We start from the raw sequence: 13,988 nt of genomic DNA on the forward strand, positions 1-13,988 counted from the left end.
ATTGGTTCCATGAATGGAGCCATCTTTTGAAAAGATGATGGTGCCAATCGAGTTCGCCACCATCGCTTCCACAACGCAGGCAACGCAGGCAACGCAGGCAAGGCAGACATGGCAAAACCTTCCGTGTGCGCGGACCTCATCCTCCAGATGGACTGGCGCGGGCTGGGCGGGGACCGCGTCCGCCTGAACCGGGCCCTGTACCTGGCGCTGCGCCAGGCCGTGGACAGCGGGGCCCTGTTGCCGGGCAGCCGCCTGCCGGCCTCGCGCGACCTGGCCCGCGAGCTGGATGTGTCGCGCAACACCGTCAACCATGCCTATGAGCAGCTGCAGGTGGAGGGCTATGTGCGCAGCCAGGTCGGGCGCGGCACGCAGGTGGTCGACACCCTGCCTGCGGCCATGCTGCTGAGCGGCGGACGTGCACCTGCCCGCCGCGCTGCCGCCGCAGCGCCTGCGCCTGGCGGCGGCCTGTCCGTGCAGGCACAGGCCTTGCTGAAAACCGCCCAGGCTTCGGAGCAGCAATGGGGCGCCTTCATGCCTGGCGTGCCCGACGTGACGCAGTTCCCGCGCGCCGCCTACGCGCGCATCCACAACCGCCTGCTGCGACACGCCGGGCCGCAGCTGCTCACCTATGGCACGCGCGGCGGCGTGGAGGCGCTCAAGCAGGCGCTGGCCGAGCACCTGCGCGTGGCGCGCTCGGTGAACTGCGCAGCCGATCAGGTGCTGATCACAGAAGGCGTGCACCAGGCCATCGACCTGGTGGTGCGCAGCCTTGCCGACCCTGGCGACTGCGTCTGGATGGAGGAGCCGGGCTACTGGGGCATCGCCAACGTGTTGCGCATGCAGCACGGGCTGAGCCTGCACAGCGTGCCAGTGGACGAGGAGGGCATGCATCTGCCGGACGGCCTGCCCGTGCCGCGGCTGATCTTCGTCACTCCCTCGCACCAGTACCCGCTGGGTGCCGTCATGAGCATGGCGCGGCGCCGCGCGCTGATCGCCTACGCGCGCCGGGTGGGTGCCTGGATCGTCGAGGACGACTACGACAGCGAATTCCGGTTCTCCGGCAGCCCCGTGCCCAGCATGCAGGGCATGGAGGAGGACGCGCCCGTCATCTACATAGGCACCTTCAGCAAGACCCTCTACCCGGGACTGCGCATGGGCTACATGGTGCTGCCCCCGACCCTGGCCGAGCCGCTGCGCCGCATCCATTCAGAGCTGTACCGAGAGGGTCACCAGCTGCCGCAGCAGGTCATCGCCGAACTGATCGTGGAAGGCCACTACGCCGCCCACATCCGCAAGATGCGCCTGCTCTACGGCAAGCGCCGCCGCATGCTGATGGCCTTGATCGAGCGCTATCTGGGCGCCGACCACCTGCCCTGGGTGGACAGCGGCGCGGGGCTGCATTTCGTGATGCAGCTGCCCGGGCAGGACGATGATGTCGTGCTCGCCGAGGACCTCCGGCAGGCCGGCATCTTCGTCAAGCCGCTGTCGCGCTACTACGCGGGTCCGCACCGGCGGCGTGGCCTGCTGCTGGGGTACGCCTGCGTTTCCGAGGAAGAGATAGGCGCAGCCTTCTTCCGCATGCTGGCAGTGCTCGGAGCCCGGCATGGCCGGCGCTGAGGCCCGGGCCGGACCATCCGGCCGGGCGCCGCCTTGGCTCCCGACGCCAACCCTTTTTTGTCTGCCTAAGGACGCACCATGATCTCCATCCGCCCCGTTGAACCCCATGAATGGCCGCAGTACCGGGATATCCGCCTGCGTGCCCTGCGCGATGCACCCGACGCCTTCGGCAGCACCTGGGAGTCGGAGGCCGCAAGGGTTGACGCGGACTGGGCTGCGCGGCTGCAGGCCGCCGTTGCCGGCGGCAGGGACAGGGTGCTCTTCGCCGTCAACGGCGGCCAGGCCTGCGGCCTGCTCTGGTGCAAGCTGTGTGCCCCCGAGCCCGGCGTGGCCGATCTCTTCCAGATGTGGGTCGATCCCGCCGTGCGTGGCCGGGGTGCGGGCCAGGCCCTGCTGGCCCAGGCCGTCGCCTGGGCCTGGCACAAGGGCATGCAGCGTGTGCGGCTGGGTGTGACCGATGCCGACTCTCCCGCCATGCGCCTGTACCTGGCGAACGGCTTCCGGCCTGTGGGCGGGCTGCAGCCGCTGCGCGAGGGCTGCGAACTGCGCGTGCAGACGATGGCCCTGGACCGGGCCGGCGGCTGAGCCGCTGCACAGCGCAGGAAGTTCCGGCAGTCAGTCCCTGCGGCCTCTGTCGCCCCCTGGTGGCCCCCTGTAGCCCCCCGTAGCCCCGGGGCGTCCACAAGGCCGTCCTGCATCAGCCCGGCAGCACGGCCGGTGAAGGCACCTGCCGGGTCTTGGCCAGTTGCGCGTTGCTGTAGCGAAGATCAGCGGTGACCTCCGCTCCCAGCCAGGCGGGCGAGGGCGGCTGGATATCCTCGCTGGCCAGTTCGATCTCGGCCGTGACCAGCCCGGCCAGCGGGCCTTCGAATACATCGACCTCGAAGTCGAAGCCGTCCACCGTCACGATGTAGCGCACCTTTTCGAGTGCGCCATGCGCGCAGTGCTGGGCCAGCAGCGTCTCGGCGTCGGCCAGCGGAATCCGGTATTCGAATTCGGCGCGGCTCATGCCGCGTGCCGGCCCCTTGAGCGTGAGAAATCCGGTGTCCCCGGCGATGCGCACCCGCACCCACATGCCGTTGTCGGCGATGTATCCCTGCGCCATGCGCACGCCGGTCAGGCCGGTCACGACGCCGGGGTCGGCCACAAGGTATTTGCGTTCGATTTCGAGAGCCATGCTGATGCCCTTGCAGACAAAGGCGGCAGTCTATCGCGCCACCGTCGCCCTGCCCGGCAGATGGCCGGCCACAAACAAAAAGCCCCGCAGGGGAGTGCGGGGCTTTCCAGGGGGGCGGTTGCCGGCCCGGGGGGCGGCATCCACAGCGCCTTAAAGCGAGTCGATGAAGCTGCGCAGCTTGTCCGAGCGGCTCGGGTGCTTGAGCTTGCGCAGGGCCTTGGCCTCGATCTGGCGGATGCGTTCGCGCGTGACGTCGAACTGCTTGCCCACTTCTTCCAGCGTGTGGTCAGTGGACATTTCGATGCCGAAGCGCATGCGCAGCACCTTGGCTTCGCGCGGGGTGAGGCCGTCGAGGATGTCCTTGACCACGTCGCGCAGGCCGGCCTGCATGGCGGCGTCCACGGGAGCGGTGTTGTTGGTGTCCTCGATGAAGTCGCCCAGGTGCGAATCGTCGTCGTCGCCGATCGGCGTTTCCATGGAGATCGGCTCCTTGGCGATCTTCATGATCTTGCGGATCTTGTCTTCCGGGATCTCCATCTTGGCCGCCAGGATGGACGCATCGGGCTCGAAGCCGAACTCCTGCAGATGCTGGCGCGAGATGCGGTTCATCTTGTTGATGGTCTCGATCATGTGCACCGGGATGCGGATGGTGCGCGCCTGGTCGGCGATCGAGCGCGTGATGGCCTGGCGGATCCACCACGTGGCATAGGTCGAGAACTTGTAGCCGCGACGGTATTCGAACTTGTCCACGGCCTTCATCAGGCCGATGTTGCCTTCCTGGATCAGGTCCAGGAACTGCAGGCCGCGGTTCGTGTACTTCTTGGCGATGGAGATCACCAGGCGCAGGTTGGCCTCGATCATCTCCTTCTTGGCGTCACGGCTGGCGCGCTCGCCGTCGTTCATGCGCTTGTTGATGCGCTTGAGCTCGTCCAGCGGCACGACCACGCGCGATTGCAGGTCGATCAGGTTCTGCTGCAGTTCCTGCACGGGCGGGACATTGCGCTCCAGCACGCTGCTCCAGGGCTTGCCGGCCGCGACCTGCTCCACCACCCACTGCAGGTTCAGCAGGTTGGGCGGGAACTGGGCGATGAAGGTTTCCTGCGGCATGCCGCACTTGTCCACGATGATCTTGCGCAGCTCGCGTTCCTTCTTGCGCACGTCATCGACCTGGGCACGCACGAGGTCGCACAGCTTCTCGATGGTCTTGGCCGTGAAGCGGATGGTCATCAGCTCTTCGGTCAGGGCCTTCTGCACCTTGATGTACGTGGGCGTGCCGTAGCCTTCCTTGTCGTACACCTTGTGCATCTTGTCGAAGTTCTCGCGCATGGCGTCGAAGCGGCGCAGCGCCTCGTTCTTGAGTTCTTCGAGCTTCTTGGTCAGTGCCTTGGAGCCGCCCTTGCCGTCGTCGTCGTCCTCTTCGTCGTATTCGTCGAAGTCTTCTTCGGCCACGTAGTCGTCGTTCTCATTGGCGTTGACGAAACCGTCGACGATGGTGGAGATGACGACCTTGCCTTCGCGGATTTCCTCGGACATGGCCAGGATTTCTGCGATGGTGGCGGGTGAGGCCGAGATGGCCTCCATCATGTCCATCAGGCCGCCTTCGATGCGCTTGGCGATTTCGATCTCGCCTTCGCGCGTCAGCAGCTCCACCGTGCCCATTTCGCGCATGTACATGCGCACGGGGTCGGTGGTGCGGCCGAATTCGGAGTCCACCGTGGACAGGGCGGCTTCGGCCTCTTCCTCGGCTTCCTCTTCGGTGGTGGCGGACTGGCCCGTGTTGTTCAGCAGCAGGGTTTCCGCGTCGGGGGTCTGCTCGTAGACGGCCACGCCCATGTCGTTGAGCATGGAGATCACGACTTCCAGCGTCTCGGCATCGACCAGCTTGTCGGGCAGGTGGTCGTTGATTTCGCTGTGCGTCAGGTAGCCGCGCGTCTTGCCCAGCTTGATCAGCGCCTTCAGGCGCTGGCGGCGGGTGGACATTTCCTCTTCGGTCAGGACGGTTTCGTCCAGGCCGAATTCCTTCATCAAGGCCCGTTCCTTGGCCTTGCTGATCTTCATGCGCAGGGGCTTGACCTTTTCAGCCGGGGCCGAGGAGGCCTCGACCTCGACTTCCACTTCGGTCTCGACTTCGCCTTCCACTTCGCCATCGATGTCGCCATCGATGTCCGACAGGTCGGCGTCGTCCATGTCGTCGCCCGCTTCCTTGGCCTTGGGCTTGCGGCCGCGCTTGGCGGGGGTCTTGGCTGCAGCGGTGGAGGTGGCGGCCTTGGCCGGCGCCTTCTTGGCGGCAGCAGGCTTCTTTTCTGTCTGGGCGGGGGCGTCGTCGCCTTCGGCTGCCTTCTTGCGGCCACGCTTGGGCGTCGCGGCGGCGAGCAGTTCGTCGGCCATGGCTTTGAGTTCGGCTTGGGACTTGGTTACCACGTCGGTATCTTTCTTTGCTTTGGCCGCAGATGCGGCGCTCTTCGGTCCTGCAGCGGCTTTGCCGGCACCGGCCTTGACGGCCGGGGCTGAAGAGGTTGTCGAAGTCTTGGGCTTCGCTGGAGCTTCGGGGGCCTGCTTGGACTTCACGGACTTTGAAACGGGCATGAGCACCTCACGGTCGGGAGCGAACACACACAAAGGGAAACTCAAACAAGCGCCGCCTAAGCGCGCGCGGACGGACTAGGCCCGCCAGGGAAGCGTACATATTCCAGGCAAGATGTCTGGGCGATCATTTGGTGTGCAGTCCTTGCGGGAAATTGGGCCGTGCAGTTGCTGCAATCACGTGAGTTCGTCACGGGGCCCGGTCCGGAGGTGCTGCTGTCGCTCTTGCCGATAGCCCCCAATTATATCTGCTTACCTCGATTTCAAGAGGAAGTGCGCATCTGGTTTTCCAGGGCCTGCTGTCGGGCAAAGAGATCGCGATAGCGCTGGGCGGCGCTGGGGTCCCGTGCCATGTCGCGCAAGGCTTCGTCGATCTGGGCCTTGATGTGGACGATGACCATGCGATTGAGGACATCACGCAACTCACGGCGCAGCTCGGGCAGTTCGCCCTCGGGATGCGCGTGGGGGCCGCTCATGAGCCTGTCTGCCAGCGTTTCGTGAGGCAGGCCGCGCAGTTGTTCGCGCAGCACGGCAAAGGGCCGGGCCCCGGATTCCTGGAACTGTGCCTCCATCCAGCGGAACATGGCGCCATGTTCGCCTGAGCAGTGCGCCAGTGCCTCGAAGTCCTCGTGGGTGAGTTCTTCCATGAATTCCATGTGCGCCATGAGCAGGCGTGCCGCCTGGTCGGTGCGTGTGGCTGGCGCGCCACGCGGGCCCATGGGGGGCGGGTTGAAGTCGGCCCGGCCATTCTTGTCCCAGGGTTTGCGCGGCCAGGGCTTTTTGCCGCCGCGCCCGGGCTCGCCGCTGCGCCAGCCGCCCGCGCCGCTTCCATGGCCGCCACGCTCGTGCCAGCCCGAAGGCGCGCCGTATTCGACAGGCTGGCCCCAGTCGGGCGCGGCCGGTGCATGGCCGGCCTGCTGGCCCGGATGGGAAGCACCGCCGGCCATGGAGCCCCGCGCCGGGCCGCTGCGAGCGGCTTCCTGCGACCACAGGTCGGAGAGGTCGCGCGCATCGAGCTGCACGAGTTCGGCGATCTCGCCCAGCAGCTGGCGCTTGAGCGCGCCGTCAGGCAGGGCCGTCCACAGGGGGCGGGCATTGCTGGCCATGTGGGCACGGCCTTCGGCCTGGCCCAGGTCGCAGCCTTCGCTGGCCGCTTCGATGAGAAAGCGGCTCAACGGCAGCGCGTCGCCCACGTAGCGGGCAAAGGCTTCGTTGCCGTATTCGCGGATGAAGCTGTCCGGGTCGTGTTCGGCGGGCAGGAAGAGGAATTTGACACTGCGCGTGTCGCTGGCATAGGGCAGGGCCGCATCGAGCGCCTTGCGCGCGGCGCGCCGGCCCGCCCCGTCGCCGTCGAAGCTGAAAACGACGGCGTCAGTAAATCGAAACAGTTTGTGAATGTGATCGGGCGTGCAGGCCGTGCCCAGCGTGGCGACGGCGTTGGCAAAGCCCAGCTGGGCCAGGGCCACCACGTCCATATAGCCTTCGGTGACCAGCGCATAGCCCATGTCGCGCAGGGCGGTGCGGGCCTCGAACAGGCCGTAGAGTTCGCGCCCCTTGTGAAACACCGGGGTTTCGGGCGAATTCAGGTATTTGGGCTTCTCGTCGCCGAAGACGCGGCCGCCGAAGCCTATGCACTCGCCCTTGACGTTGCGGATGGGAAACATCAGCCGGTCGCGGAAGCGGTCGTAGCGCTTGCCGTCGTCCTCGCCGACGATGACCAGGCCCGATTCTTCGAGCTGCGGATCGTCGTAATGCGCAAAGACGCTGGCCAGGTTGCGCCAGCCGGCGGGCGCGTAGCCCAGGCCGAAGCGCCTGGCGGTCTCGCCCGAGACGCCGCGGCGCTTGAGGTAGTCGATGGCCTGGGGGGAGGCCTTCAGGTGCTTGCGGAAAGATTCGCCGGCCTTTTCCAGCACGTCGGTGAGGGTGGCCTGTTTCTGCTTCTGGGCGGCCTGGCGCTCGCGCTCGGCCGGGCTGATGTCGTCCTGCGGCACCTGCAGGCCGACCTGGCCGGCAAGATCCTGAACCGCTTCGACGAAGCCCATGCCGGCATGGTCCATCAGAAAACCGATGGCGTTGCCGTTCTTGCCGCAGCCGAAGCAGTGATAGAACTGCTTGCTGGGGCTGACGGTGAAGGAAGGCGACTTCTCGCTGTGGAAAGGGCACAGGCCCATGAAGTTGGCGCCGCCCTTCCTGAGCTGTACGTAACGGCCCACGATGTCGACCACGTCGACGCGCGCGAGCAACTCCTGGATGAACGATTGGGGAATGGACACCCGCGTATTGTGCCTTCGCGGGGCCATCCGGCCGTGCCCCGGGGGCACTGGCCGGCAGCGCCCGGCCCTCAGCCCAGGCGCTGGAAGGTCAGCGTGAAGGCCACGCCATCGCGCGTGTTGTGGGCCCTGATCGTGCCGCCCATCTTGGCCATGTAGGTCCTGGCCACGAACAGGCCCTGTCCTCGGTGCTCGGCGCCGCTGGCGGCAGAAGGCTCCTGGGGCGCGGACACCCCCAGCTCGAAGATGCGCTCCAGCAGGTCCTCCGCAATGGTGGCGCCCTGGTTGTGCAGCGTGGCGCTGGCGGTGGACTCGGAGGCCGACAGCGACAGCGTGATGGCCGTGCCGGCCGGCCGGTAGCTGTCGGCATTGCGCAGGATGTGGGTGACCACGTCCTCCAGGGCAAATTCGTCGGCGCGCACGATCACGGCGCCGGCGGCTCCCGCGCTCCCGCTCTTGTTCCCGCCTTCGTAGACCACATCGGCAATGCCCGCATAGTGCGCGTTGGCCGCCACGTGGCTGAGGAAGGCGTCCAGGTCCAGCCGGCCCTCCGGCACGGTGGCGGCCTGCAGCGCCTCGGCCGGCGATGCCGTGCCGTAGAGCACATGCACGGCCTGCTGCATGCGCTGCACATAGCGGTGGCCGGGGTCGTCGGGGCCGTACAGCACCATCAGCGATTGCAGGGGCGACATGATCTCGTGGCCCACGGCATGCCACATGTCGCGTTCCTGCTGGGCGCGCAGCTGCTCGCGCTGCAGGTCGTCCTTCACGCGCTGCAGCAGGTCGGCCAGGCCGCCGGCCAGAATGCCCAGCTCGTCGGAACCACGCAGGTCCGACACTTCGAGATCGCCCAGGCGTGGCCCGACATGGCCGTCCTGCACGTTGTAGGAGACGGCGGCGGCGCGCCGGGTGAGGGCGGTCACGCGGCGGATCAGCCCCAGCTCGACGATCAGCCAGGCCAGCGCAATGGCGGCCAGCATGGCGCCCAGGTACCAGGACAGGCGCGTGGCCACGGCGGCCAGGCCCTGCTCCACATCGCGCGGGTGGCCGGTGAAGCTGACGGTGTAGTTGCCCGTGGGCGTGTCCAGAATGTCCTGGCCCGTGGGCACGGCCGGGGTCATGGTGGCGGCGGAGACGCCGGCCGCATGCAGCGGCAGCCAGCTGATCAGGCGCAGCAGCCAGGGCGCCGACGGCGCGGCCTGCACATCCACGCCCTTGAGGGTAATGGTGCTGGCCTCGTCGGCACCCACCTTGCGAATCTGTACGCGCTCGCCGGGCAGCAGGCTGCGCGAGATGTCGTTGAGCGAGGCGGCCAGCTGCGCCCCCGGCGCATTGCTGTCGAACAGCGGCGGCTCCGTGTCCCCGGGGGCCAGCATTTCCACGCGCACACGCATGCTGCCCAGGTCTTCGGGCGGCCAGACGGGGCGCACGTCCCTGCGGAACAGGGCTTCGCGGAACAGCTCGACCGGCAGGCGGATGGAGTAGTGCGTGCGGCGCAGGCAGTCGGCTGCAGGGGGGGTCTTGTCATTGCCCGCATTGCCCGCATTGCCCTGCACGCCAGGCGGCAGGTCGCGGCAATGGCCGTTCTGCCAGAGCCAGCCACGGAAATCGCGCACGGGCCGCGCGCGGGCCTCAAGCTGGGGCGTGCCGTTGTCCACAAAGCCGGTGAGCCGGCCGTGCTCGCCGTTGCCGGCCCTGCTGCCCTGCTGCGGCATGGCCTCATAGGGGGCGATCCAGCGGTAGGTGCTGCCGCGCATGTCCAGCGTGATGCGGGCGCGGTGCGCCTGGGCGGGCTCGCGCGAGCCGCGTTCGCGCGGTGTCAGCTCGCCTGCGAAGAAGCTGCCCACCAGATAGATGAAGCCGCCTGCGTAGGGGTTGTTGCCGATGGCCGCGCACAGCGAGGCGCCATCGGGATACTGCACCGAGCAGCCGGCCATCTCCACGGCCTGCTGGGACTTTTGCGGATCGTCGAAGTCGATGGCCGCATAGGGCAGCAGCAGCGGCGCCAGCGGCGTCACGCCCTGGCCCAGGTGGCCGGCGTTGAGCAGGGCCAGCCGGCCCGAAGGATGGCGCAGCCGCGCCATGACCTCGGCCTGGCTGCGCACAAAGCCGTGCTGGTAGGCCTGCCAGGCGCGTTCCTTCTCGTCCTTGAGCACCACCACGCTCAGCGCCACCGTGGCCACGGCCAGCAGCACGAACACGCCGCGCAGCAGGATGCGCTGGCGGAAGGCGGCCAGGCCCAGGCGCGGCACTTCCAGCCGGGGCAGCTCCAGTTTGGGGTTGAGCAGGCGCTTCATGCGCGGGCGGCGGCGCCGGCCTGGCCCACCCAGCGAAAGCCGCGCATGGGCACGTTCTCTATGCCTTCGAAGCCCGGGTCCACCTCGCGCAGGGCCTCGCGGATGGTGCTGACGTGCTTGCGCACGTTGTCGCGGTTGCGGCCGCTTTTGACCACCTCGAACAGCTCGTCGTAGGACACCACTTCGCCGCTGCGCTGGTGCAGCGTGGCCAGGATGCGCTGGGCCGTCAGCGGCAGGTTGATGCGCTCGCCGCGCCAGGTGGGCGTGCGCTGCCACAGCGGGTCCAGCACCAGGGCGTCGCCTGCAGGCGCTGCGGCTGCCTGCGCGGCCACGGGCGCCGCACGCTGCGTGGTGCGCAGGATGTCCAGGAAGGTCTCGATGAAGTCGGCCTCCTCGAAGGTGGTCTTTTGCAGGTAGTCCCAGGCGTCCAGCGCTTTCATGATGCTGCGGTAGATGGCGGCCGGCATGGCCGACACCACCAGCACCGGCGTGCCCTGGCCCAGCTTGTTGATGGCGTTGATCAGGGCCACGCCGGCATGGCGCTCGCGGCCCAGCTCGATGTCCAGCACCACGGCGTCGTAGTGCTCGCGCGCCAGGGCGGCCTCGGCCTCGTCGCGCGTGAACCACTGGTCGATCACGATGCCGCTGCGCGCACTGCGTATCCATCCCGCCAACTGGTTGCTGGTGGGCAGGTCGTCTTCGATCACGGCGATACGGGTCATGGGGCTGTGCAGGGGTGGGGTCGGGGAGGCCGCCGTGGCGGTGTTCGCGGGATTATCTCGGCCCTGCGCCGGCCCGGGTGTGAGTTTTTCTTCCGGGGCCGGAGCGTTTGCGCCGCCGGTGTGAGCGCTTTGGTCCGTGCGCTGCGTTGTTGCTTCCGGGGTGGATCCGAACAATCGGTCCTCAATGAGCCACCCCTGTTTCCGGTGCCTCAGAAACAGCCAACAACAGCCAACAACAGCCATCACAGCCGAGAGAGAGAACACCATGAAAGCCACCTGGAACCGCATCATGCAGGCCCTGACGGGCCGCAAGTCCGCCCGCCTGGACGGAGCCGGCACCGCCGATTCCTCCGAGCCTGCAGCCGACGCCGGCACGCTGCCGGGCAACGCGCCCCGCCGCCAGCCCGTGGACTGGGCAGTCCTGCTGCCCACGGCACGTACCGTGCGCTGGCTGGCCATCGGCGCCGTGGTGGTGGCGGCCGGCCTGGTGGTGGTGCGCAACCCGCCCGTGCAGCACCTGGAGCAGGGCACGCTGGGCGTGCGCCTGAACCAGTTCACGGGCTCCGTCAGCCTGTGGCGCGATGGCAGCGTGTGGGTGGTTCCGGGCCTGCACACGGTGCGCGTGTTCTCCCTGCGCGACCAGAGCTACCGTCCGGAGGCCATGCGCCAGGCCAATGGCAGCGCACCCCTGCAGTCGGTCGAGGGCCTGTCCCTGGGTCTGGACCTGAACGTGCGCTATGCGCTTGATCCCGCATCGCCCGCCGTCAAGGTCGGCAACCTGCCTCTGGACATAGGCGGCGACATCGTGGAGCCCGCCGTGCAGGGCCTGGTCTACAAGGTGTTCGCACGCTACACCGTGCGCGAGATTTTCTCGACCAAGCGTGCCGAGATCGCCCAGATCATGGAAACCGAACTGCGCACGCGCCTGGCGGCCGACGGCGTCACGCTGCGCAGCATCCAGATCGGCAAGGTGGACCTGCCCGCCGAGTACCGCCGCGGCATGGACAGCCTGCTGGCCGAGGAGCTGGCCTCCGAGAAGATGCGCTACACGCTGGAGCTCAAGGACAAGCGCGTCAAGGAAACCGAGCTGGACGCCAATGCCGACAAGGTGCGCCGCGAAGTGGCCGCCGAAGCCGCCGCACGCGAGCAGGTGATTGCGGCGCGTGCCCAGGAAGAGGCCATGAAGCATGTGCTGCCCTTCAAGCAGCGCCAGATCGAGCAGCGCCAGCTGGAGGCCGAGGCCGAGCGCGTGGCCCGCGTGAAAGCCGCCGAGGGCAGCGCCCAGGCCCGCCGCATCGAGGCCAACGGTGAAGCCGATGCACGCCAGAAGCTGGCCGAGGCCGAGGCCTTCCGCATGGACCGCCTGGGCAAGGTCAACGCCGAGCAGATGGCGCGCGAAGGCACCCTGGTCACGCGCTACCCGCTGCTCATCCAGAAGACGCTGGCCGACAAGCTCTCGGACAAGATCCAGGTCATCATCGCGCCCCCGCCGACCAATGGCGACTTCATCGGCGCGGCCCTGCTGGGCGGCAGCCGCAATGCACAGGCCGGCGCAGCCTCCGTGGCGGCCGAAGATGCCAACGCAGCCGTTCAGGAGCAATAAGCCATGCTGACCGTATCGACCTTGGCCGCCGCAGCGCTGGCCACCGGCATGGGCAGCGCCATCGTGGTGCAGGACCAGGCCAGCCTGCGCGCCGCGCCGCGCGATGGCGCCCAGCAGCAGGCCAGCCTGTGGCAGGGCGAGGTGCTGGAGATCAGGGGCGAACGCCTGGACTACCTCCAGGTCTGGGACCACAAGCGCGAGCGCGGCGGCTTCATCCGCGCCGGCGATGTGCGCCGCGTGGCCATGACCGAGGCCGATGCCCCCGCGCTGCTGGCCGTGCTGCGCTTCGTGCAGGACACGCCCGGTGCTGAGGCGCTGGGCATCGGCCTGGCGGCTGCCTACCTGCAGGCCGCGCCCGCCAGGACCCTGGCTGGCGCCGAAGGCGCGCAGGCCTTCGACGCACTGGGCGGCTTTGCCGACCGGCTGGCGAGGCGCGCCTCCGCCGCTGCGCCCGGCAAGACCTCGGGCGCCACGCTGTCGGCCCACCTGGATGTGGCCAGCGGCTACGGCCTGCGCTTTGCGACCCATGAGGTCGAAGGCCGCATGCAGGTCTGCTACGAAGGGGAATTCTTCCGCCGCGTGCTCGCCATGCCGGCCGCCGACGCGCCGCAGCGCGCCCGCGCCGCCCTGGCGCTGACACGGCCCGAATGCGTGGACCCCGATCTGCCGGCCCATGAGCGCGCCCGCCTGTACGCCTGGCAGGCCGATGTGCTGGAGCGCGTGGATGTGACCGGCCTGCCGCCCTACCTGCGCGGCCGCGTGCAGATGCGCCGCGCCAGCGTGTGGGGCGCGCTGGCCTTTCAGCAGGCGCGCAAAGGCATGGCCGACCCTGCCGTGGCGGCATCGGCCGCCCGGGCGCTGGCCGAGTTCACGGGCGTCAGCAAGTCCGAGCTGCCCGATGAAGACCAGAGCGCCTACAACGACGCGGCCATGCGGGTGAGCGCCGTGCGCTGGGCGCTGGCGCCTGTTGCTGCTGCGGCTCCTGCTGCCGGAGCCCGCCCGACGCTGCTGACCGAGCCCGGTGCTGCCGGCGAAACCTGCGTGCTGCTGGTGGACGCCCAGCACGGCGCCAAGGCCCCTTTGCTGCGCCGCTGCACCTATGGCCTGGTGTGGGCTGCATCGGCCAGCACCAACCGCGAGGGCACGGCCGTGGCCCTGGCCGTGCAGCCGCTGGAAGGCTGGCGCGAACTGTGGGTGCTGCGCAAGACCGAAGGCGGCTGGCTGGCCGATGTGCTTCCCCCCGCCGCCACCGCGCCGGAGACCGGCGTGGCCGAATGGGCGGGCTGGGTGCCTGGCGGCCAGCTGATGCTGGTGGCGCGCGAGGCCCGTGGCCAGGGCCGCTACCGCAAGAGCTTCGAAGTGGTGCGGCTGGACGGCCTGGCCACCGAGCGCGTGACCGGCGATGTGTCTGCCCTGCCGCTGTTCCAGCGCTGGCAGGACCCGGCCTGGAAGCGCCAGTCCCTGAGCCTGCGCTGAAGCAAAAAAAAGCCTGCACCGGTGGGGTGCAGGCTCGTCTCCAACGATGCCTGGAGCGTTGCCAGGCGACTCCTCTAGGAACTCCTTGTTCGCCTTCCAGCGGTGCTGGCCGGCGAATCCAAGCGGCGATTCTACGAGTGAAGCCGAGGCCGTGCGGCCGAGTCATCTGATAAATGATGTCTTATAGAGGACTGTGGTTGTGCAGTCGCCTGGGGGACAGTCGGGGGCGCGCCTGCAGGCAGG

Annotated in this window: 9 protein-coding genes; 4 read left to right on the forward strand and 5 right to left on the reverse strand. The window is 68.3% G+C overall.

Annotated features, from left to right (window positions below):
• Positions 1-108: 108 nt before the first annotated feature.
• Together pdxR and DTS01S_RS06160 are read left to right on the forward strand one after the other, a co-directional pair.
• On the forward strand, positions 109-1,617 hold the full coding sequence (gene pdxR / locus DTS01S_RS06155) for a MocR-like pyridoxine biosynthesis transcription factor PdxR (protein ID WP_016447587.1): 1,509 nt from the start codon (positions 109-111) through the stop codon (positions 1,615-1,617).
• Positions 1,618-1,695: 78 nt separating this feature from the next.
• The gene (locus DTS01S_RS06160) at positions 1,696-2,202 is read left to right on the forward strand and encodes a GNAT family N-acetyltransferase (RefSeq protein ID WP_016447586.1); all 507 of its coding nucleotides are present in this window, start codon (positions 1,696-1,698) and stop codon (positions 2,200-2,202) included.
• Positions 2,203-2,314: 112 nt separating this feature from the next.
• Here DTS01S_RS06160 and DTS01S_RS06165 read toward each other — a convergent pair whose 3' ends face one another.
• From DTS01S_RS06165 to DTS01S_RS06185, 5 genes are all read right to left on the reverse strand, one after another.
• Positions 2,315-2,794 (reverse strand): CYTH domain-containing protein, encoded by a 480-nt coding sequence (locus DTS01S_RS06165; RefSeq protein WP_016451277.1) that lies wholly within the window; start codon positions 2,792-2,794, stop codon positions 2,315-2,317.
• Positions 2,795-2,944: 150 nt separating this feature from the next.
• The gene (gene rpoD / locus DTS01S_RS06170; protein WP_016447584.1) at positions 2,945-5,380 is read right to left on the reverse strand and encodes an RNA polymerase sigma factor RpoD; all 2,436 of its coding nucleotides are present in this window, start codon (positions 5,378-5,380) and stop codon (positions 2,945-2,947) included.
• Between the two features lie 260 nt (positions 5,381-5,640).
• The gene (gene dnaG, locus DTS01S_RS06175) at positions 5,641-7,677 is read right to left on the reverse strand and encodes a DNA primase (protein ID WP_061287447.1); all 2,037 of its coding nucleotides are present in this window, start codon (positions 7,675-7,677) and stop codon (positions 5,641-5,643) included.
• 41 nt (positions 7,678-7,718) lie between these two features.
• The gene (locus DTS01S_RS06180; protein WP_061287448.1) at positions 7,719-9,944 is read right to left on the reverse strand and encodes a sensor histidine kinase; all 2,226 of its coding nucleotides are present in this window, start codon (positions 9,942-9,944) and stop codon (positions 7,719-7,721) included.
• The gene (locus DTS01S_RS06185; protein ID WP_016447581.1) at positions 9,941-10,666 is read right to left on the reverse strand and encodes a response regulator transcription factor; all 726 of its coding nucleotides are present in this window, start codon (positions 10,664-10,666) and stop codon (positions 9,941-9,943) included. Before DTS01S_RS06185 ends, DTS01S_RS06180 begins: the two co-directional genes overlap by 4 nt.
• Positions 10,667-10,931: 265 nt before the next feature.
• Between DTS01S_RS06185 and DTS01S_RS06190 the strand changes: the two genes are divergently transcribed.
• Both DTS01S_RS06190 and DTS01S_RS06195 read left to right on the forward strand, forming a co-directional pair.
• Positions 10,932-12,269: an SPFH domain-containing protein gene (locus tag DTS01S_RS06190; RefSeq protein WP_046986654.1), complete on the forward strand. Its 1,338-nt coding sequence runs from the start codon at positions 10,932-10,934 to the stop codon at positions 12,267-12,269.
• A 3-nt stretch (positions 12,270-12,272) separates the two neighbouring features.
• Positions 12,273-13,745, forward strand: coding sequence for a hypothetical protein (locus DTS01S_RS06195; protein ID WP_061287449.1), 1,473 nt, complete (start codon positions 12,273-12,275; stop codon positions 13,743-13,745).
• Positions 13,746-13,988: the final 243 nt, after the last annotated feature.

Source organism: Delftia tsuruhatensis NBRC 16741, from assembly GCF_001571325.1.
Classification (GTDB): Bacteria; Pseudomonadota; Gammaproteobacteria; order Burkholderiales; family Burkholderiaceae_C; genus Comamonas; species Comamonas tsuruhatensis.

What these genes read in the sequence shown, in the direction of transcription:
- pdxR (WP_016447587.1), top strand. Translation starts at nt 109, where the DNA reads ATGGCAAAACCTTCCGTGTGCGCGGACCTCATCCTCCAGATGGACTGG.
- DTS01S_RS06160 (WP_016447586.1), top strand. Translation starts at nt 1,696, where the DNA reads ATGATCTCCATCCGCCCCGTTGAACCCCATGAATGGCCGCAGTACCGG.
- DTS01S_RS06165 (WP_016451277.1), bottom strand. Translation starts at nt 2,794, where the DNA reads ATGGCTCTCGAAATCGAACGCAAATACCTTGTGGCCGACCCCGGCGTC.
- rpoD (WP_016447584.1), bottom strand. Translation starts at nt 5,380, where the DNA reads ATGCCCGTTTCAAAGTCCGTGAAGTCCAAGCAGGCCCCCGAAGCTCCA.
- dnaG (WP_061287447.1), bottom strand. Translation starts at nt 7,677, where the DNA reads ATGGCCCCGCGAAGGCACAATACGCGGGTGTCCATTCCCCAATCGTTC.
- DTS01S_RS06180 (WP_061287448.1), bottom strand. Translation starts at nt 9,944, where the DNA reads ATGAAGCGCCTGCTCAACCCCAAACTGGAGCTGCCCCGGCTGGAAGTG.
- DTS01S_RS06185 (WP_016447581.1), bottom strand. Translation starts at nt 10,666, where the DNA reads ATGACCCGTATCGCCGTGATCGAAGACGACCTGCCCACCAGCAACCAG.
- DTS01S_RS06190 (WP_046986654.1), top strand. Translation starts at nt 10,932, where the DNA reads ATGAAAGCCACCTGGAACCGCATCATGCAGGCCCTGACGGGCCGCAAG.
- DTS01S_RS06195 (WP_061287449.1), top strand. Translation starts at nt 12,273, where the DNA reads ATGCTGACCGTATCGACCTTGGCCGCCGCAGCGCTGGCCACCGGCATG.